Source organism: Marinibium conchae (assembly GCF_015595035.1).
Lineage (GTDB): Bacteria > Pseudomonadota > Gammaproteobacteria > Enterobacterales > Alteromonadaceae > Glaciecola.
Genome location: NZ_JADNRN010000002.1, coordinates 641422 through 661073 on the forward strand (window position 1 = coordinate 641422; position 19652 = coordinate 661073).

Consider the following 19652-nt stretch of genomic DNA (forward strand, 5'->3'; position numbering starts at 1 on the left):
ATCTTATTGGCGGTTTTAAATGCCGCCAAGCCTTTCTGCTAGTTCTTTATAGCGCTCAACATCGCCACGATCGAAAAGTGGGTTGCCGGCGTCATCTTTTTCTTTTGACATCAGTAAACTCTCTCGTTCGAGACGTTCAACTCTTACTTCTTGTACTGCTAAAAACTCGGCTACTTCAGATACAGTCATTAATGCCATGCTGTCCTCCATTGTGATTGAATCATAAATATTATTATCTGCGGCTGCTATTGATACTATGGTTAACGACAGATGCGACGATTTATTTAATGGTAATTAAAACTAGTTTATATTTGCTATGTGAATCTTGCAGCAAAAGTAAACTGTACAAAGCATATCAGGTTATTTTTTCTATGCTTGCGCGGAAATAATACATAGGTGTGTAAATCGATTATTTTTATAATAACTCGCTAGCAAGACTGCCATTTGATGGTGATTTGACGCATAATTGCGGTTTTTTCATCAGGAGATTATTTTGGCAGAGATATTAGCCGCCGCAACCATGCTATTTTTAATCATGGATCCTCTTGGAAATCTGCCTATTTACATGTCGGTTTTGAAGACTATCGACCCACAGCGACGACGCCGAGTGATTATTCGCGAATTGCTCTTTGCTCTAGTCATCCTGATGGTATTTCTACACAGTGGCCAATTATTACTAGACTTTCTCAAAATTGAGCAAGAAACCGTAAGTATTGCAGGTGGTATCATTCTTTTTATTATTGCTATTCGGATGGTATTCCCACAGCCCGGCGGAATAATGAGTTTACCCGCGGGCGAAGAACCATTTATTGTGCCTTTGGCAATTCCTATGATTGCTGGGCCGTCGACGATGGCAGCGTTGATATTATTGGCGAATCAAGAGCCCAACAAAATGACTGAATGGAGCATTGCATTATTTGCGGCGTGGTTGGTGAGCGCAGTCATTCTATCGATGTCGAACACCTTCCACCGTTTACTTGGCGAAAAGGGCCTTAACGCCGTTGAGCGTTTAATGGGTATGATACTAATCATGATAGCAATTCAGATGCTATTGAATGGAATAGGTGTTTACTTTCAATCCCAGCTTCACGTTAGTTCAATACTTCAATAGTGATACTTAAATAAGAGCAGTTGACCATGTCGAATCCGAAAAATAAACCAGCAGGTGAAAAGCTAAGTACTTTTCAACAGGTACGCGATCTTCCGAAAAAGCAGGCTGTGGCGTTCTCTGCCGGCCTGTTACAAAGAATGCTTCCTAATTACGTATTATTCAGCGAAGTGTGTGAATTCGGTGACGCCGAATATGCCAAAAAGCTGCTTGATTTGATATGGGAATGGTTACTTGCTCCAAAATCTAAGATTAACATAGCGGTTCAACTGGAAAAGCTAGAAGAGATCACTCCCGATATTGAGAACTTCGATAATTATGGGGTTTATCCAGCTTTGGACTTTTGTATGGCTGCGACAGCATGCTTGCAGCTTATTTGTGATGAGGAGGAAAATGGCGCAGTAATGGTGGCTAAATTGAGTCAAGGCGGTGTTGAAGCCTATCTACTTGCATTGTCCGATGTCGACTTAAGTAATCAGGAAATAAAAGCCGACCCGTTAATGCAATATGAAATCGAAATGCAGATGGAGTTATTGTCTTTGTGTAAGCAAAGTAGCTTTAAAGAGTTGCGCAAGCAGATAAAAGAACTCGAGATGTCGAATATTGGAATCAGCCTAAATAATTAGTTTTGCTAACCCTTATTTTTGTGCTTGTTATTGTGCTTAGCGACTAGCCAGATTTCTCAACGCAATATACGCGAGCACAGACTTGCTGAGTCGTTTTTTCTTTGTGTAAGCGCCAGTTCGACGGCAATGCTAGTGTAAGGCCTTGTGCTTCGTGCTCAATGTAAATAAGACAGCCCTCTTTTGCGAGAGTAGTGTTGATAATGTCTATACAAGGTTGCACCAATGCTTTGTTAAAGGGAGGATCAACAAAAATAAGGTCGGGCTGAGAGTCTAAGGTAGATAATACTTTTAGTGCATCGCCAATTTTCACTTGCACATAGCGAGCGTCGACGCCTAATAAACTGATATTGCTGCGGATTTGTTGTGCAGCATTCTTATTCAATTCAATGAAGGTAACTTTTTCTGCACCCCGTGAAAGTGCTTCGAAACCCAGCGAACCTGCGCCGGCGAAGCAATCAATGCACTGTGCACCGCGAACATCCGACATTAGCCAGTTAAACAATGTTTCTTTCATTCTATCGGTAGTAGGGCGAAGGCCATCAATATTTAACACGGGTAATTTTCGCCCACGGTGTTGCCCACCTATAATTCTGATGCTTCCCATCTTTGCCTTTGCTGCTTTTCTTACTCGCGTCATGTGCCCTGAAAGTGTTAGTATTAGGCTATTAATTGATTATATCTGAATCTCGCTAGCTGCGGTGAAGGATTTTTAGAATGCATGGCAAATATGTTTAACTGGTTTAAAAAAGAGAAGTCGAAAGCGCCTGAGAGTGAGCCGGCAGCGTTAAAGGATAACGGCGAGCTAGATGCTGCCACAGAAACGACTGAAGTTGATTCTGGTGAAACCTTCATCAACGAGTATCCACCTGCCGTTGAAGCTGAGGCTGAAATAGCAACTGAGCAAGATGAGAGCCCCGCGAGTGACATCGAGGTGCGGGTGCTGCCTGAAGCACAAGAAGTGATAACAGCCAGCTCATCCTCGGACACTCAAGAAAAGCCTAAAGCACAAGGTTTTTTTGGTAAGTTGCGAGAGAGTTTATCGCGAACCAAGGAAAGTATCGGGACAGGCTTCATCTCGCTATTCGCGGGTAAAAAGATTGACGATGATCTCTACGAAGACTTAGAAACGCAATTACTCATTGCCGATGTTGGGATGGATACAACTACATCAATAATCGACAAATTAACGCAAAGTGCAAAGTTATCAGAGCTGAAAGATGGTGAAGCACTCTACGATTTGCTAAAAGAGCAAATGAAGGAATTGTTAATACCAGTGTCGACGCCTTTAGACTTGAGCAATACACAGATGGACAGCGACGGCCAGAAAGAGCCATTTGTTATTCTCATGGTTGGCGTTAATGGTGTAGGTAAAACAACCACTATAGGTAAGCTCGCTAAACAATTTCAGCAACAAGGTAAAAAAGTGATGCTGGCTGCGGGGGATACTTTTCGTGCTGCCGCTGTTGAACAATTGCAGGTGTGGGGCGAGCGCAATGATATTCCTGTCGTTGCCCAGCAAACCGGGTCCGATAGTGCCTCTGTGATCTTCGACGCTTTAGCCTCTGCGAAGTCTAAGGGGGCCGATATTCTTATCGCTGATACAGCTGGTCGGCTGCAGAACAAAGATAACTTAATTGAAGAATTGAAAAAAGTGGTAAGGGTGATGAAGAAGATCAACCCGAATGCACCTCATGAAATTATGCTAACCTTGGATGCTAGCACTGGGCAAAATGCGGTCAGCCAAACAAAAATTTTCAATGATGCCGTGGGTATCACAGGCATTAATTTGACAAAATTAGACGGAACTGCAAAAGGTGGTATTATTTTCTCATTAGCTGATCAATTTGGCATTCCTATTCGCTATATTGGCATAGGCGAAGGGATTGACGATTTGAAGCCCTTTGATGCTGAGCTATTTGTTGATGCCCTGTTTAGTCAGGAAGTGACAGACGAATAATATTGCAAGCCATGATGCTTGATGTAAAAGGATGTAAGTTTGATAAAGTTTGAGCAGGTAAGTAAAACATATCCAGGCGGCCAACAAGCTCTGCGAAAGGTTGATTTCCATGTTGAGCAAGGTGAAATGGCCTTCTTAACAGGTCACTCAGGCGCTGGTAAAAGTACTCTGCTAAAACTCATCAGTATTATGGAGCGTCCTACCGTTGGGCGAGTAATGATTAACGGTCATGATTTAAGTGCGATTACTCGCAAGCAAATTGCTTACATTCGTCGTGATATTGGCATGATCTTCCAAAGCCACCAACTGCTTATGGATAAAAGCGTATATGATAATGTGTCTCTACCCTTAGTGATCGAAGGCCATACGCGGAAGAATATTTCTCGTCGTGTTGACGCAGCACTTGAAATGGTAGGCTTACGAGACAAAGCGAGAAGTTTACCGATCACACTTTCCGGCGGTGAACAGCAACGTGTTGGCATTGCGCGCGCGGTGGTGAACCGGCCGCCTTTGCTGCTGGCCGATGAGCCCACAGGGAATCTCGATCCCAAGCTTTCTATGGAAATTATCCGTTTGTTCGAAGATTTCAATCAAGCCGGTGTGTCGGTTTTCATTGCAACTCACGATCTCGGGCTCATCGCAAGAATGAAGTATCGTACGCTTACTCTGAAAAATGGACAAATGATTACCGATGGCTTGGATGATGCTCAAGATCAGGGGTTATTCAGATGAGTTTATTATTTAAGGGACGTTCACACGGTGCTGAAACCGTCAGAGTGGGTGGCCTTCAGCGCATTTTTATGTTCTTCACCGATCATCTTCGTCAAGCGGTGAACAGTCTTGGTGAACTTTGGCGTGCACCTTTTGCATCGCTTATGACTATTGGCGTGCTCGGTTTCAGTATCACTTTGCCGAGTACGCTTTACGTGATAGTAAAAAACACTGAACAGATCAGTGAGCAATGGCAACAAGCTTCTGAAATCTCACTTTTTCTCGAGCAGGGGGTTTCTGAAGCCGATGCTCAGCAGTTGTTGAAGCGTTTACGACTGTGGCCCGAAATTGCCGAAGTCGCTTATATTTCTGCTGACGATTCCTTGAAAGAATTTAAACTGCTCTCTGGTTTTGGCGATGCCTTGAATTATCTGCCTAGTAACCCATTGCCCGCAGTTGTTTTAGTGGTTCCAACAAGCAAGCATGCAAGCCCCAGAGCAGCGCAAATTTTGTTAGATAAGTTACGAAAGCAGCGAGAAGTTGACGTAGGTAAGCTAGATATCGAGTGGCTAGAGAAACTATATGCGCTTATTGGCGTGGCAAAGGATCTCGTGACTTTGCTGGCGGTATTATTATTTTTCGCCGTTGTGTTGATTATTGGTAATACTATCCGTCTAAATATTCTTAACAAGAAAGATGAAATTGTGGTCATGAAGTTGGTTGGTGCAACCGATTCTTTTATTCAGCGACCTTTTTTGTACACAGGCTTTTGGTACGGTTTACTCGGTGGTCTAATGGCCTGGGTAACAGTATTGTTTGTGTTGTTGTGGGTCGACTTTAGTATGGATGCCTTTATGGCAGAATATCAAGTTAGCTTCAATCTCACATCGATGGATATGAGCACACTCTTTTTCATGCTCTTAGTATCCATAGGGCTGGGTCTTGCTGGCTCTCTGCTCTCAGTGCAGCGCCACGTGAAAGACATCGAACCAAGATAATTTACAAACTTGGTTTAGCTTTTGGAAAGAAGTCGGAAAGTGCGAGGCGCATCTCATTGCCCCAACGCATAGCGTCATTGAAAAATGAATGAAGGTCTTGTTGCGAAATAGCCATGCTTTCTGAATTTTCAATTACCACGCTCCACAAGCCGCTCTCAAAACCCTTCGCCGTGTCTAATATATTCCGATATTCGCTATCGAAGCCAAGCAGAGTCTGCTTAATTTCAACGCTCGTTGGCAACTTCTCTACTACGGTCGTCATATCTGAGTCGAGAATAGCATCAAGCAAAGAGAACAAACCTATAACAAATGCCGACATGGCTTTTTCCTTGCCGTATTTAGCTGCAGCACAAAGCTCACAGAACTTTGCTCTCACCAAAGAGACTTGCAATAACTCGAGTGGTTTATTTTCATTCAGGCTAGCTAAAGAAAGTAGCGCAATGAATTTCTTCACTTCTACCTCACCAAGATACTTTAATGCGTGGCGCAACGACGTAATCTTTAAGCGTTTATTTACCATTGGGTTATTAATAAAGCGCAGAAGCAAATAGGCCAAGGCGGCATCACGCTCGATAATTGCGGCAACGGTTTCGAGGTCGAAGTCTGGTCGGGCACTTTGAGACAGTAATTCTACAAGGGTCAGTTTTGATGCTGGTAATTCTTTTACCGATTTGGCTTCGGGTTGTGTGAAAAAGTAACCTTGAAAGTAATCAAAGCCTAAGTCTCTGCACATGGCAAACTGTTCAAGTGACGATACTTTTTCCGCGACCAATTGTATCCCCGACGCCGCTAGTGCAGGGACATGTTTCTCCAACATATTTGTGGGCGCTTTGCTAAGATCTACTTTCAATATATCAATGTAAGGATAAGACGTAAGTATCGTGGATTCTAAGTTGTCACCACTCAATGCTAGCTTAAAGCCTTTGCTCTTGAGTTCCTCACAAGCCTTCATTAAACCACTATCCATTGAGGGATTTTGCGTGAGTTCAATCACAACATTGTCGGCAGACAGCTCTTCAGGAAAGTGATTGATCAGCGTTTCAGGTAAAAAATGAATAAAAACATTTTGTTCGCCAGCGATGTCATCAATGCCAAGTGTATTGAAGCGCTGTTTAATCAACTCCGTTTTTTTTGCAGGATGCGATGGAAATGCATCGTTTTCGCCGTCACGAAATAGTAATTCATAGGCAAAAAGTTCTTGCTCTTTGTCCAAAATCGGCTCACGCGCAATAAATGCGAACATATTTTTCCCTTGTTTCATCACTCAATTACCGATGAACTCATGTTTTGCGCCCAATGCATTGCTTCATAATAAAGCGTGTACATACGATCGCTTGTTAGCTCGAAATCTGTTGCTATATAGTCTATTTCATCCCAATTTGCTTCTTCGAATGCGTAACAAGCGCGCAGTTGTAATCCCATATTTGAATCTCGATTTTTATGGCAAAGTGCGTCTTGTAGCTCTGCTCCGACGGGCAGTTTTGATACTAGCGATTCCATGGGGGTATCAAGAAGTGCATCAAGCATAGAAAATAGGCCTAATAAAAAGCTACTTGGTGGGTTCTCAGGCAGATTCAAATCGATGGACATTAAAGAGCAGAAGCGTGCCCGTACCAAAGACTGTGTGAGTAACTCGCCTGGCTTTTCACCCCTGAGGTTTGCGAGTGCGAGTAGGGCAATAAACTTCTTGATTTCGATGTGGCCCATATAGTTTAGGGCATGTTGCAAAGATTCAATCTGCTGCCTTTTATTAACGAGCGGATTATTTACAAAGCGCATTAGCTTGTATGCTAGACCTACATCGCGCTCAATTATTTTGCTAACTTCTTTAACATCAAAATTAGGACTATGGCTTAAACCAACTAACTCGCTAACCGAATGTAGCGAGGCGTTTAAATCTCGATGACGTACCATTTCAGGGCGAGCTAAAAAATATCCTTGAAATAACTTAACGCCCATAGCGCGGAAGCGCTCAAACTGCTCATGAGTTTCAACTTTTTCAGCAATTATTTTTATGCCATGGTCAGTAAGCTGTCTAATTTTGCTATCGAGCTCATCTCCATGCTTTTCTAGTTCCTCAACCTCAATTTTTATGTAGTCTATGAAGGGTAAAAATACGTCCCATCTTGGTCCAAAATCGTAATCGTCGAGGGCAAGTTGATAGCCTAGGTTTCTAATATGTCTGCAGGCTTGTACGAGTTCATCATCGACATCCACAGTCTCAACTATTTCAATGACAACATTAAGAGGGTCAAGTGTAGAGGGGAAGCGATACAAGAGCGTATCGCGATGAAAGTTGATAAATGCGGGCTTATTAAATGTGATGTCGTCGATACCAACTGACAAATGGCTAGTGGCAATCATGTTGCTTGTAGCTTCATCAGGTGACATGTCTGGAAAGCAGTTGCTATCTCCATCCCGAAATAAGAGTTCGTAAGCAAAAACGCGCTTGTCGATATTATAAATTGCTTGTCTTGCTACATATGCAAACATGTGTCGTGCTCTGTGTTATTTTTAGCTTATTACTCGATATAATTAACATACATCGATGTGATCATTTTTAAAATTTATCATATAATACAAAGGTGTTTATATTTAAATCCAAATTTATCGTGATAAATGTGGAAAAGAGTATAATTCGCCCTTGAGTTTTTGAGATTAAGCCTTATATTTAATGAAATAATTTAATCGAACTTCCGTTCTTAGTGTGTGTCGAATGTTTGCCTTCAGTTTTTATAAGCAAGCGCCGAAATAGTCGACTACAAATTTACCTATAAAAAGATGTGCGGAATAGGGGTCTGGCTTTTGAGCCAAAGGACCAGAATGAAGTAACGAGGTAACAATGAGTTCAAAATTACAATCCTTAGCATTGAGTGTTCCACAAAGTGGTAGCATTGAAAGTTACATTCAGGCCGTTAGCAGTATTAATATGCTTTCAGCTGAAGAAGAGAAGTCTCTTGCCACTCAACTTTTTGAGAATGGTGATTTAGAGGCTGCACGCAAATTAGTGATGTCGCATCTTCGTTTCGTTGTGCATGTAGCGAAGTCTTACGCAGGCTATGGTCTCCCTCAGGCAGACTTAGTGCAAGAGGGTAATATTGGCTTGATGAAAGCGGTTAAGCGTTTTGACCCTAACGTGGGTGTTCGCTTAGTGTCTTTTGCCGTGCATTGGATAAAAGCAGAGATACACGAATTTGTTTTGAAAAACTGGCGCATCGTGAAAGTTGCAACAACCAAGGCGCAGCGCAAGCTATTTTTCAATCTTCGTAAAAATAAGAAAAGATTAGGCTGGTTTACGCATGATGAAGTGCAAAAAGTTGCCGAAGATTTAGGCGTGAGCACCAAAGAAGTCTTGCAAATGGAAGCGCGTATGAGCAGCCAAGACACCGCTTTCGATTTGTCAGCAGATGATGATGAATCAAGCGCTTTTTCTCCTGCGCAATATTTAGAAGACAAAACCGCCGATGTCGAAATGGAAGTTATCAATAGCGACCACGACAAAAACGCGTCAAATAGATTGTACTCTGCGATTAAAACCTTAGATGCTCGCAGCCAGCATATTATTGAAACACGCTGGTTAGCAGACGATAAAATGACTTTGCAAGATTTGGCAGATGAATATCAAGTATCAGCGGAGCGCGTAAGACAAATCGAAAAAAATGCAATGAAGAAACTTCAGGCTGCGATGAGTTAAGCTAACTCACTTTAGTATCAATAAAATAACGCCGGCTTTTGCCGGCGTTATTGTTTTAGGCTTTGCTTGGGATAACCCAAAACTTTCCATGAAATTCGGCAACCGCTGAGTCGCCGTCGTGTATGTCAACTTTCAGTTCGATTGGGCACTTTTTGCCTCTTTCTAAAAGCTCAAAATTGGCTTTGACGGTTTCAATATTACACAAGGCTCTGGGTCTCATGGTTACTGGTTTGTGGTAGTGGATGTTTCCATCGCCCAGTACAATCTCACCCTGCAAGTCTTTTTGTTTTAATTGCAAAAAAATCATTCCCCAGCCAGTCAGGGTTGCTTGAGAAAAAATACTCCCAGCGAACATCGAGCCGTGTAGATTTATGTTCTTGTTTAATGAAGCGCGAGTTTCTATCGTTCGCTCAGTATATTGATGCAGTTTAATGCCCATGTGCTCGCTGATGGGGATTTTCTCATGCCAAGTGTTTTGCAGTTCGCTACACCACTTTGGGTGAAGCACAAGCACGTTATTGTCAACTAGTTGCTTAAACATATGCTTGCGCTTAAGTTTGCCTAGTTCGTCCGGTGCCTCTTTTTCAATATTAAAACCGCAAGATAAAAAGAAGTCGATGGAGGCCTCTCTTGAGTTCGTCACCGCTCTCTCAGCGCCTAAATCACGAGCCACCGACTCAAGTGCGGATAAAATAATTTCCCCCAAGCCTTTGCGTTGGACCTCTTTGGAAACGGCAATATGCCTTATTTGAGCTTCTTCTGAGGTATTTAAATGCACCCGTCCACAAGCAACAATATCTCCAGAAGCATTCAGTACTACCCGATGTTCACTAACACTTTCGTACTCATCCTTCTCTGAGCCAAGAGGATAACCCCAAGGCTCTCTGAGCCATTTCCAGCGGAAATGAAAATAATCATCTAATTCTTGTTGGTTTTGTGGTGTGTGGATACTAAACAAGTGTTTATTCGTTCCTTGAGAGTCAATGTCAGGGCAGTAGCACTAAGGATATTTATCTTAAGTAATACTTCTTGTAAGGATTATGAGGGATTAAAAAGAAAGATCAACTGAGAAGAAAGGTAACCGGTCCATCATTAACGAGTGATACTTGCATGTCAGCTCCAAACTCGCCCGATTCACACTTCTTATAATGAGTATTAACATGTTCGATAAATTCTTGATAGATGTGCTCACCGTGTTCAGGTGTTGCACCACCAGAGAAGCCTGGTCGGTTTCCTTTTTTGGTATCGGCGACAAGGGTGAATTGTGATACAACTAAAAGTTCAGCATCAAGATCAAGTAGGCTGAGATTCATTTTGCCGTCGCTATCAGAAAATATTCGGTAGTTGTGTACTTTTCGGGCTATTTTTTCAATGTCTTGCATAGCATCGTCTTTTTCGATGCCCAGCAGTAGTAAAATACCTCTACCAATAGTACTTTTTGTCTTGCCGTTTATTGTGACACTTGCGCTGGAGACTCTTTGGATAAGTGCCTTCATTGCTGGCTACCGAATTCAAACATACTGTTCATAATGCGGGTTAATTCATTCGCTATACCCACCTCAGACATGCTGTGCCCTGCGTTATTGACAATTTTGAGCGTAGACAAAGGGAGCGCTTTGTGTAGCGCATACGCACTTTCAACTTTGCAGACCATATCGTAGCGTCCATGCACAATGTGGCAAGGAAAGTCGCTTAACATGCTACTGTTATCCAGAATGTAGTTTTCCGGAATAAAACACTTATTCAGTAGATAATGACATTCTAACAAGGCAAGACTTTTGATATGTGAGTCGGAGCCAAGGTCGCTTGAGAGTATTTGCGGGGGGATCAAGCGTGAAATGAAGCCTTCCCAATCGTACCAACTTTTCAGAGCAGCGAAGCTCTGTGCAGGAAGGTCACTATTAAATAGTTCTATAAACTGTTGGCAGATTTTGTTGGAGCTGGACAAATCATCCACATGTGCTGAGAAGTTTTCATAGGCTTCTGGATAAATTTGCGCAGCACAGCCTGTTGGCCTTAAAAACCAATCAAAGTCTTCTTGACGGGCAAGAAAAACACCTCGTAACACTAATGAAATCACGGATGAAGGTGATGCAATGGCGTAAAGTAACGCAAGTGTTGAGCCCCAACTTCCACCGAATACCACCCAAGAATGGATCTTGAGTTGTTTTCTCACAACTTCTATATCGTCGAGAAGCAAGGCGGTGGTATTATGCTGGGTATCTCCAAAAGGAGTGGACCTACCACAGCCACGTTGCTCGATGCCGATTACCCGATATTTAAGAGGGTCGAAGGGCCATTGGTAATTTTTACCTAAACCGGCACCCGGGCCACCATGAAGGTACAACAGAGGTATACCCTCTGGATTACCACTTTGCTCCACATAAATTTTGTGCCCCTTTGCTACATCTATCATTTGTTTATGATACACGGCATTGGTGTGAAAGATTCCGTCCATCACTGTAAGCTCACCATAAATTTGCGTCCCATTTAGATACTCTCATGTTAACTGCATGTAAGCTAAGCATCTAGCCTTATTTTTGTATCGACATATTAGGTAGTCTGCAGCGCTGCTTATGGTTCATCTTTCTGTAATTAGTCGTTGCCAAACGCTGGTATTTTCGCCTTATAAGTCTTACCCTTGCATAAGAGATTTGAGCTAACTCCACATAATTAAAGGATATATGATGCGCTTCTTCGCTATTTTAATGATGGTTTCACTATTGGCCTCGTGTCAGTCTGTTGTAGATAACGCTTATTATGGTATGTGGGAGAAACTTGGGGTTGAAAAACGCGATATCTTAGTCGACCGCGTTGAAGACGCTCAACGCTCACAAAAAGACGCACAAGAGCAATTCTCTTCTGCACTTGAAGAATTCAGTGCCTTAATTAATTTTGATGGTGGTGAACTTGAAGCTGTGTATAACGAACTCAGTGATAAATATGATGCTAGTCAATCTAGCGCCGAAGATCTCACAAAGCGTATCGACGATGTAGAAAATGTTGCTCAAGCGCTTTTTGAGGAATGGGAACAAGAAATAGAACTTATTTCCAATGCAAAGCTGAAACGCAACAGCAAAAACAAACTGGCTGACACTAAGCGTAAATATGCCAGCTTACTTCGTTCAATGCGAAAGGTAGAAGCTAGCATGCAGCCAGTATTAATTGCACTGCGAGACAATGTGCTTGCGTTAAAACACAACCTAAATGCAAATGCGATTGGTGCTCTGCAGGGTGAGTTTAACGACATAAAACAAGATGTTGCCAGCTTAATCACTGAGATGAATGCTGCCATTAAGCAATCGGACGAGTTTATCAAAGAGATAAATGGGTAAAGAGGCCTATTCAGCCTCTACTGCATCGATATCTACACCCATTTCTTGCATAATTTTTCTTGCGGAAGCTGGAATTCGATGTGGATTATCTTTTCTGAGATCGGCATCGTCAGGCAAAGGCTGACCAGTGAATGCGTGCAAAAATGCCTCACACAACAATTCTGAATTGGTGGCGTGACGCAAGTTGTTTATTTGACGGCGTGTTCGCTCATCGGTAAGCACTTGCAGTACGTTAATCGGAATAGATACAGTGACTTTCTTAACTTGCTCGTTTTTCTTGCCGTGTTCTGCGTATGGATGTATGTACTGTCCGTTCCACTTGGCCATGTGAGTCCTTAATTATTTTAGTTATATGAAAAGTCTAACTGGAATAGAAAAAATATCAATCTAGAAGTGTAAACTTCTTGACGTCTAGCTGTATTAAAAGTAATTTAGACGTCTAAACGTCCAAAAGTGAGCAATAAACATGGTTTCCTATGCGCAAGGTATCGACGCACTTAATCAGTCTCTATCAGAACTAAGAGATATTGATGTGTCTTTCGAGTTTTTCCCACCCAACTCAGAAAGCATGGAGAAAACCTTATGGAAGTCGGTCGAACGACTTGCCCCAATGAAACCTAAATACATGTCGGTCACTTATGGTGCTAATAGCGGCGAGCGCGATCGCACTCATGCGGTTGTTAAGCGCATTAACAAAGAAACCGGTATTGCCACGGCGCCCCACCTAACTTGTGTTGATGCTAGCGCGACTGAATTAAAGCAAATTGCGAAAGACTATTGGGATTCTGGTATCAGAAGAATTGTCGCCTTGCGCGGCGATTTACCTGAAGGCGTCGATAAAACCGATATGTACGCCTCCGACTTAGTTGCTTTATTAAAAGATGTCGCAGACTTTGATATCTCGGTTGCTGCTTATCCTGAAAAGCACCCTGAAGCACCTAATGCGCAATTCGACTTGTTGAATTTAAAGCGAAAGGCCGAGGCCGGAGCAAATGAAGCTATTTCACAGTTCTTTTTTGATACAAGTGTATTTTTACGCTTTCGTGACCGCGCAGCTGCTGCCGGCATCGATCTCGACATCGTGCCAGGAATCTTACCCGTTACGAATTATCAAACCCTGCTACGCTTTGCTGGCTTTACCAATGTTCATGTGCCAAATTGGTTACATAAAATGTACGATGGTCTTGCTGACGATGACCAAGCAACGCGCAATTTACTAGGGGCAAATATTGCTATGGAACAAGTGAAAGTGCTGGCAAAAGAGGGTGTAAAACACTTCCACTTTTATACACTAAATAGAAGCGAACTCAGTTATGCCATTTGCCACATGCTAGGTTTGCGTAATCAAGCTTAAGCTATTATACAGGCACGCGTTAATGCTACGCATAGGGTGTTTACACTGTCTTTCTTTATGTTAATGCGGGTTCAAGCTACAATGCTCAATAACGAGGGCCTTTAGGCTCTATTGTGAGATCAACCCTTAGCAAAACTGGAGCTTGCGGACTTGAATTTATCGGTGTTCTTCAAAACTAAGTACAACTATTATCGACCGCTTGTACTTAATATCGGCAAAGCCTTTCTCGATCATATGCGTTCAGAACGTATCACTGTTTCTGCTGGGCATTTAGCTTATGTTTCTTTATTGTCGCTAGTGCCAGTGATTGTTGTCTTTTTTATGATAATGTCTGCATTCCCTGCCTTTGAGGGAGTGAGAGAACAAATAGAAAACTTTATTTTTACCAACTTCGTGCCAACTGCCGGTGACGTCCTACAAGACTATATGGGCGATTTTGTCGCGAACGCGTCAAGCATGAGTGCGGTGAGTGTCGTTTCTTTATTAGTAGTCGCCTTACTGTTAATTTCAAACATTGATAAAACCTTCAATCATATTTGGCGCACACAAGTTCAACGCCCGATAATTTTTACCTTTGCTATTTATTGGATGATCATCACGCTTGGTCCCTTACTCATCGGCTTGAGTATTGTTGTAAGCTCATATTTAGCAGGTCTAGCTGCATTTGCAGAGGAATACACGCCTGGCCTGGGCACATTTTTTCTAAAAATGGTACCAAGTTTAGCTGCCATCGGTGCATTTTTAATTCTTTATATGATTGTACCCAATCGGCCTGTGAGAGCGAAATACGCGCTTTGCGGAGCAGTTCTGGCTACTATTCTGTTTGAGTTTACCAAGAAAGCTTTCGCGCTTTACATTACCAGTTTCCCATCTTATCAACTTATATATGGTGCGTTGGCAGTAGTGCCTATCCTGTTCGTCTGGGTTTATTTAAGTTGGATTGTGGTGTTACTTGGCGCAGTCTTTACATACAGCATTACCGTAACTTGTGACGCTCGGGACGAGCATGTCGAGGAGCAAAAAGATAAAAAGGCGAAAAACAAAAAGCTTATTGAAGACAAAAGTGAACCCGCTAGTTCTCTTCAATAAGCCTTGTTAAAAAGCCTAAATTACATTGTCGCAGCACAATATTTTTGTATGAATTCATCTTGGCTGCCGAGCGTATCAACCGACTTATCAATAACGGATTGAATATGTGCTAATCTTCGCGACACCTCTTCTTCTGGTAAATTATCGACGATAGGGTGATACCCATCTGGACGCAAACCCTGACCATGCATTACAGCCAACCACGATGTCTCATCAAATAGTTCATTCTCGTAACGGAAAATACGACCGTTCGACTTATACAGTGCCATTTTATCTTGAAGGCTTTTTGGTACATCCATGTTTTTACAATATTCCCAAAAAGGCGTGTCGTCACGCTCTGTCAGTTTGTAATGCAAGATAATGAAATCTCGTATCTGTTCCATTTCAAGTTTAGATTGATCATTGAAGTGATCAATATCAATTTGGTTGAAGCCTTGGTGTGGGAAAAAGCCCATTAAGCGTGAAATGGCTGTCTGGATAAGATGCAGGCCTGTGCTCTCAAGTGGTTCGATAAAGCCCGCAGACAAGCCTATTGCGATCACGTTCTTATTCCACATCTTTTTACGTCTGCCAGTTTGCCAGCGTAAAAAGTTAGGTTTAGTAATGGGTTCGTCTTCCATTTGAGCTGTCAATGTCGCCAGTGCTTCTTCATCACTAACGTATTTGCTTGGATAGACGTAACCGTTTCCTATACGATGTTGCAAGGGGATACGCCATGTCCAGCCAGCATCTTGCGCCGTTGATTTAGTGTAAGGTTTCACCTCATCTTTTGGCTTACATTGCATAGCCACAGCTCTATCGCAGGGCAACCACTCGCTCCAATCCTCAAACCCTGTCTTCAAGGTTTCTTCTATAAGCAAGCCCTTAAAGCCAGAACAATCAATAAATAGATCAGCTTCTACACGCTGGCCATCTTCTAGTAACAGAGAATCTATAAAGCCATTACTACTTCGTGTGAAAACATCCTTAACTTTGCCTTCTATTCTAGTCACACCGCGCTGTTCCGCGTATCTGCGAAGGTATTCAGCATACTTAGTCGCATCAAAATGAAAGGCGTAGGCTATGTTGGACAAAGGGGAGTTTTTAATGGGCTGTGAGCGCCCAAACTTTCCCTTATAGGCAGCATTGCATAACAAAGAGTAGGACGATAAGTCGGGCGCTTTGTCTTGCAAGTACATTTTCAACCAATAATGGTGAAATTGAATGGCATCCATATTTCTGCCATAAGTACCAAACGGATGCATGTAGGCGTGTCCTTTCTGCTTCCAGTTTGCGAACTCAATACCGAGTTTAAAGGTGCCGCTGGTGAACTTTACAAATTCATTTTCATCAATACCCAACAGCGAATTAAACAAGGATATTTGAGGAATAGTAGCTTCGCCAACCGAGACCGTACCAACCGACTCAGACTCTATTAGAGTGATTGCAACATTCTCTTTATTGAATACTTTAGAAAGCGCCGCTGCAGTCATCCAGCCAGCAGAGCCACCGCCCAAAATGGCGACTTTATTGATGTTGTTCTGTTGTAAGGTCATATCTGGTCCTGTTGTAGCATAAGGTGCTGCTCAATATAGTTATCGATGCTTGGTTGCTTGTCTGCGGCTGCCGCAATTTGTGCTAGCAATTTTGTAATCAATATATGTAAGTTAGGAATATTATTCACCATAGGATCATAACGTTTAGGCCACAAATCAAGAGCGATAAACAAATTGGTCCATGCATGTTGTGGAATGGTATCCTGCTCTGCCAAGTAATAGGCACCTGTGTTGATAAAAAGAGCTAAGCGTTTGTTTTCAGCCTCACTTCTGGCACTAGCAGAAAACATATTTTGAAAGGATTGGTAGTGCGCTAGTTGCATATTGGACAAGCGATTAAAGCTGCGACTAATATGTTTATTTACATCACTGTTTTGTGAGTTAGGCCTAGCCTCTGTCTTATGCGGGAATAAGCTTAGCCACAGTTCCAGTAAGGTCAATAAAGGCGTGCGCTGGGCGCTTACCTTCGTTTCTTGTGCAAGCTCAGCTGGAAACGACCACTCTTTTCCTGCCCACATTGAAAAATTTTCATTAATTTTGCGTGGCTGCTCAACGTGCTTGATGTCAACATGCAAAGCATTGGCAGGCATAGGGAAATTTAAGCTCTCTAATAAAGTCAAAATATTCGCCCGATGAAGGCTTATATCAGACTGCTGTGTAATTTCCGCATCGGCACTCGCATCGTAAATCGTTTTAATATAACAACACGAGGCGCTACTTCTCAATAAGTACGAATAACCGTCGATTTGATAAACGCCTTGCAGTCGACTCATGTTGATTAACTGTTCATTGCCACAGCTATCACGCTCGATTTTGCAAGTTGCGCTGATATAGCTCAAGTGCGTTGCACTAACACTAGCACTAGCGCACTCGTTGTTCCTAGCTTGAGAATCAAAAGAGAACACAAAATCAAAACCGTTTTGCTTGGCAGTGTTGGTGCTGCTGTTAAGATTCGCTATATTTTCAGAGCGACTATCTTCAATAACACTAATGGTTGGAGTGCTAGATGTTGTATCCAAAGCCAGGGCTTGATTCAACCTTTCAATATAATTGAAAAGCCACTGCGTAAATAAAGCCGTGTCGCAAGTCATTGCATAGCAAATACTGGAGCGAATATCGCGTTCATTCGCAGTTGGATGTGTAAAACGTTGTTTATCACATAATAGGCCATTTAGTGAGTAGGAAAGCAGACTATGATCGAAGTTAGTACTTGCACCTTTATCTAGTTTAAGCTTTGCCAATATGTGATGAAAGGTAACCCCAGCTATTGGAATACCTAACTTAGCCCGACTATTAAAGCGCGTTTTAATTGTGCTTCCTGTGTCAGCCTCAGCTTGGCTTTGCCCGCTATAAACGAAGTCGCCAAGATGATATGAAGCGTCGCATTTTTCGATAAGTTCTTTTTCAATATTTATGGATAATGTCGCTAAATCCGCACATGCTTTAAGTAACAAAAGCACATCGGATTCTATGAAACTAGCGCCATTGTTTGTCGCTTTATCGTCCCCAAGAGTTTGCATCAGGCTAATACTCACTTTCAAGGGTGAGACATTGCGGAACAAGAACAAGGCACAGAGTGCTGCATCTTTTCGGCTTTGCTTGTTGTAAGTAACAGCAATCTTTTGCAATAAAGAGTCTGCCATAGTTAACGCCTTTGCCCATAGAGCGAGTGTGCCGACGACTCTGCTCGTTTGCTCGGAATAGAGATTGCTTTCAAGGCATCTGCATGACTAGGCATAAGCGCAGTATAGCTGGCTACTTCACTGCGTATAGCCGACATCATATTATGAACGTAATCTTCATCCACTGCGTTGACTCTTGGATCGTAGCTCTTTGGAAAGTATTTTTGCCCCATATACACCGCGACCCAGCTTGGTTCCAAAAATAAACCATGCTCGTATGATTCGATATAAGCTGATTCTCGGAATAGCCCCATTTTTTCTTCAAGACTGTGTGGTATCGACATGTTTTTAACGTAGCGCCAAAATTCGCTATCCTCTCGATGTGTGGCGTGGTAGTGCAAGATCAAAAAGTCTCTGATCCGTTCCATTTCATTATCGAAAGTTCGATTAAACTCATCCCTATTCGCTGTCATCTCGTCATCGCTAGGAATAAGTTCTACAAGCTTCATGATGTTTGCTTGTATTAAGAAGATGCTGGTTGACTCCAAGGGCTCCAAAAATCCACTAGACAGTCCAATTGAAATACAATTGTGAGACCACGCTTTTTTACGTTTGCCAGCAACAAAGCGTAAATGATTTGGTTCGGTCATTGCCTTGCCAGTAAGATTTTGCTGAAGAGTATCCAAGGCCACTTGCTGGCTCATAAAACTGTCGCAATAAACATGGCCATTGCCCAAACGATGCTGCAAGGGAATACGCCACTGCCAACCTGCATCGCGCGCGATTGCCTTTGTGTAAGGAAGTGGGGGAGTGTTTTGTTCACAAGCAATGGCAACGGCTCTATTGCATGGCAACCACTTTGACCAGTCTTCGTAACCCGCCTTTAATACTTGTTCTATCAAGCGCCCTCTGAAGCCTGAGCAGTCAATAAATATATCGCCCTCGATGCGTTGACCTTTGTCGGTCACCAGAGTGTGTATGTTACCGTCACTGCTTCGTTGTATGACATCGACTATTTTGCCTTCAATTCGAGTTACCCCCAGATTTTCAGAAAAGCGACGTAAATACTTAGCATAGCGGCCAGCATCAATATGATAGGCGTAAGAAAACGTTGAGCTTACATGATTATAGTCTTGGCTCGGGAAAGCAAATTTTTCGGCCAAACTTGCAACAACTGGAAGTGAATAATCATCTATGCAATGAGCGTTTCCACTAAGGTGTTGTTTAAGCCAAAAGTGGTGAAAATTAATGCCATTAATTTTATGCCCATAGTCGCCAAAAGGGTGAATGTAAGACTGTCCAAGATCGCCCCAATTTGAAAATTCGATACCCACTTTGTAGGTTGCACTGGTTTCACGCATGAATTCTTGTTCATTGATGCCTAAACGTTGGTTAAAAGCTCTTAGATGAGGAAGCGTAGCCTCACCAACACCTACCGTGCCGATAGCTTCTGATTCAATGAGGGTAATGGAGTAGCTTTTAGAGAGTAACTTGGAAAGTGCGGCGGCAGTCATCCACCCGGCGCTTCCGCCCCCTAGAATAACGATATGATTGCTATCTTTTTTGTGATTTTCGAACACGTTTACGCTCAAAATAATGTCTGAGTTCTCTTTATATCAGACT

20 protein-coding genes are annotated in these 19652 nt (G+C 42.5%); 9 read left to right on the forward strand and 11 right to left on the reverse strand.

All coding sequences use genetic code 11. The annotated features are described in order from the left end of the window. Window positions 1-15 precede the first annotated feature (15 nt). On the reverse strand, window positions 16-198 hold the full coding sequence (locus tag ISG33_RS10530) for a helix-turn-helix domain-containing protein (RefSeq protein WP_195733551.1): 183 nt from the start codon (window positions 196-198) through the stop codon (window positions 16-18). 295 nt (window positions 199-493) lie between these two features. On the opposite strand from ISG33_RS10530, the gene ISG33_RS10535 reads away from it, so the two are divergent. Together ISG33_RS10535 and ISG33_RS10540 are read left to right on the forward strand one after the other, a co-directional pair. Next, window positions 494-1111 carry a YhgN family NAAT transporter gene (locus tag ISG33_RS10535; protein ID WP_195733552.1) on the forward strand — a complete coding sequence of 206 codons (618 nt, stop codon included), beginning with the start codon at window positions 494-496 and terminating at the stop codon, window positions 1109-1111. Window positions 1112-1137: 26 nt separating this feature from the next. Beyond that, complete coding sequence (locus ISG33_RS10540) at window positions 1138-1734, forward strand: YjaG family protein (protein WP_195733553.1); 597 nt, start codon at window positions 1138-1140, stop codon at window positions 1732-1734. Window positions 1735-1777: 43 nt separating this feature from the next. On the opposite strand, the gene rsmD is transcribed toward ISG33_RS10540, so the two are convergent. Next, complete coding sequence (gene rsmD / locus ISG33_RS10545; protein WP_195733554.1) at window positions 1778-2371, reverse strand: 16S rRNA (guanine(966)-N(2))-methyltransferase RsmD; 594 nt, start codon at window positions 2369-2371, stop codon at window positions 1778-1780. Between the two features lie 81 nt (window positions 2372-2452). On the opposite strand from rsmD, the gene ftsY reads away from it, so the two are divergent. Genes ftsY through ftsX form a run of 3 tightly spaced genes read left to right on the forward strand, consistent with a single transcriptional unit; the run spans window position 2453 to window position 5400 of the window. Further along, window positions 2453-3691, forward strand: a complete 1239-nt coding sequence (gene ftsY, locus ISG33_RS10550) for a signal recognition particle-docking protein FtsY (protein ID WP_195733555.1) — start codon at window positions 2453-2455, stop codon at window positions 3689-3691. A 39-nt stretch (window positions 3692-3730) separates the two neighbouring features. Continuing rightward, window positions 3731-4423, forward strand: a complete 693-nt coding sequence (gene ftsE, locus ISG33_RS10555) for a cell division ATP-binding protein FtsE (RefSeq protein ID WP_195733556.1) — start codon at window positions 3731-3733, stop codon at window positions 4421-4423. Continuing rightward, the gene (ftsX, locus tag ISG33_RS10560) at window positions 4420-5400 is read left to right on the forward strand and encodes a permease-like cell division protein FtsX (RefSeq protein ID WP_195733557.1); all 981 of its coding nucleotides are present in this window, start codon (window positions 4420-4422) and stop codon (window positions 5398-5400) included. The genes ftsE and ftsX overlap by 4 nt, the downstream gene beginning before the upstream one ends. A 1-nt stretch (window position 5401) precedes the next feature. Here ftsX and ISG33_RS10565 read toward each other — a convergent pair whose 3' ends face one another. After that, window positions 5402-6643 carry an EAL and HDOD domain-containing protein gene (locus ISG33_RS10565; protein WP_195733558.1) on the reverse strand — a complete coding sequence of 414 codons (1242 nt, stop codon included), beginning with the start codon at window positions 6641-6643 and terminating at the stop codon, window positions 5402-5404. Window positions 6644-6660: 17 nt separating this feature from the next. Further along, window positions 6661-7893, reverse strand: coding sequence for an EAL and HDOD domain-containing protein (locus tag ISG33_RS10570; RefSeq protein WP_195733559.1), 1233 nt, complete (start codon window positions 7891-7893; stop codon window positions 6661-6663). A 349-nt stretch (window positions 7894-8242) separates the two neighbouring features. Between ISG33_RS10570 and rpoH the strand changes: the two genes are divergently transcribed. Further along, window positions 8243-9094, forward strand: a complete 852-nt coding sequence (gene rpoH / locus ISG33_RS10575; RefSeq protein WP_195733560.1) for an RNA polymerase sigma factor RpoH — start codon at window positions 8243-8245, stop codon at window positions 9092-9094. Between the two features lie 55 nt (window positions 9095-9149). Here rpoH and ISG33_RS10580 read toward each other — a convergent pair whose 3' ends face one another. The 3 genes from ISG33_RS10580 to pip all read right to left on the reverse strand — a co-directional run bounded on the left by ISG33_RS10580 (window position 9150) and on the right by pip (window position 11552). Then, window positions 9150-10052, reverse strand: coding sequence for a bifunctional GNAT family N-acetyltransferase/hotdog fold thioesterase (locus tag ISG33_RS10580; RefSeq protein ID WP_195733561.1), 903 nt, complete (start codon window positions 10050-10052; stop codon window positions 9150-9152). A gap of 103 nt (window positions 10053-10155) precedes the next feature. Continuing rightward, window positions 10156-10590: a D-aminoacyl-tRNA deacylase gene (gene dtd / locus ISG33_RS10585; RefSeq protein WP_195733562.1), complete on the reverse strand. Its 435-nt coding sequence runs from the start codon at window positions 10588-10590 to the stop codon at window positions 10156-10158. Then, entirely contained in the window at window positions 10587-11552 is a 966-nt protein-coding gene (pip, locus tag ISG33_RS10590; protein WP_195733777.1) for a prolyl aminopeptidase, read from the reverse strand. Before pip ends, dtd begins: the two co-directional genes overlap by 4 nt. Before the next feature lie 226 nt (window positions 11553-11778). Between pip and ISG33_RS10595 the strand changes: the two genes are divergently transcribed. Next, window positions 11779-12429, forward strand: coding sequence for a DUF2959 domain-containing protein (locus tag ISG33_RS10595; RefSeq protein WP_370545306.1), 651 nt, complete (start codon window positions 11779-11781; stop codon window positions 12427-12429). 6 nt (window positions 12430-12435) lie between these two features. Here ISG33_RS10595 and metJ read toward each other — a convergent pair whose 3' ends face one another. Next, window positions 12436-12756, reverse strand: a complete 321-nt coding sequence (gene metJ, locus ISG33_RS10600; protein ID WP_195733563.1) for a met regulon transcriptional regulator MetJ — start codon at window positions 12754-12756, stop codon at window positions 12436-12438. A gap of 139 nt (window positions 12757-12895) precedes the next feature. Here metJ and metF point away from each other — a divergent pair, with 139 nt between their 5' ends. Beyond that, window positions 12896-13783: a methylenetetrahydrofolate reductase gene (gene metF, locus ISG33_RS10605; RefSeq protein WP_195733564.1), complete on the forward strand. Its 888-nt coding sequence runs from the start codon at window positions 12896-12898 to the stop codon at window positions 13781-13783. Between the two features lie 162 nt (window positions 13784-13945). Continuing rightward, window positions 13946-14872 (forward strand): virulence factor BrkB family protein, encoded by a 927-nt coding sequence (locus ISG33_RS10610; protein WP_370545315.1) that lies wholly within the window; start codon window positions 13946-13948, stop codon window positions 14870-14872. Window positions 14873-14892: 20 nt separating this feature from the next. Here ISG33_RS10610 and ISG33_RS10615 read toward each other — a convergent pair whose 3' ends face one another. From ISG33_RS10615 to ISG33_RS10625, 3 genes are read right to left on the reverse strand one after another with little or no spacing between them, the layout of a single operon-like run. Continuing rightward, window positions 14893-16407 carry a tryptophan halogenase family protein gene (locus tag ISG33_RS10615; RefSeq protein WP_195733565.1) on the reverse strand — a complete coding sequence of 505 codons (1515 nt, stop codon included), beginning with the start codon at window positions 16405-16407 and terminating at the stop codon, window positions 14893-14895. After that, window positions 16404-18050 (reverse strand): hypothetical protein, encoded by a 1647-nt coding sequence (locus ISG33_RS10620; protein ID WP_195733566.1) that lies wholly within the window; start codon window positions 18048-18050, stop codon window positions 16404-16406. Before ISG33_RS10620 ends, ISG33_RS10615 begins: the two co-directional genes overlap by 4 nt. A 2-nt stretch (window positions 18051-18052) precedes the next feature. Then, window positions 18053-19609, reverse strand: a complete 1557-nt coding sequence (locus ISG33_RS10625; protein WP_229333533.1) for a tryptophan halogenase family protein — start codon at window positions 19607-19609, stop codon at window positions 18053-18055. Window positions 19610-19652: the final 43 nt, after the last annotated feature.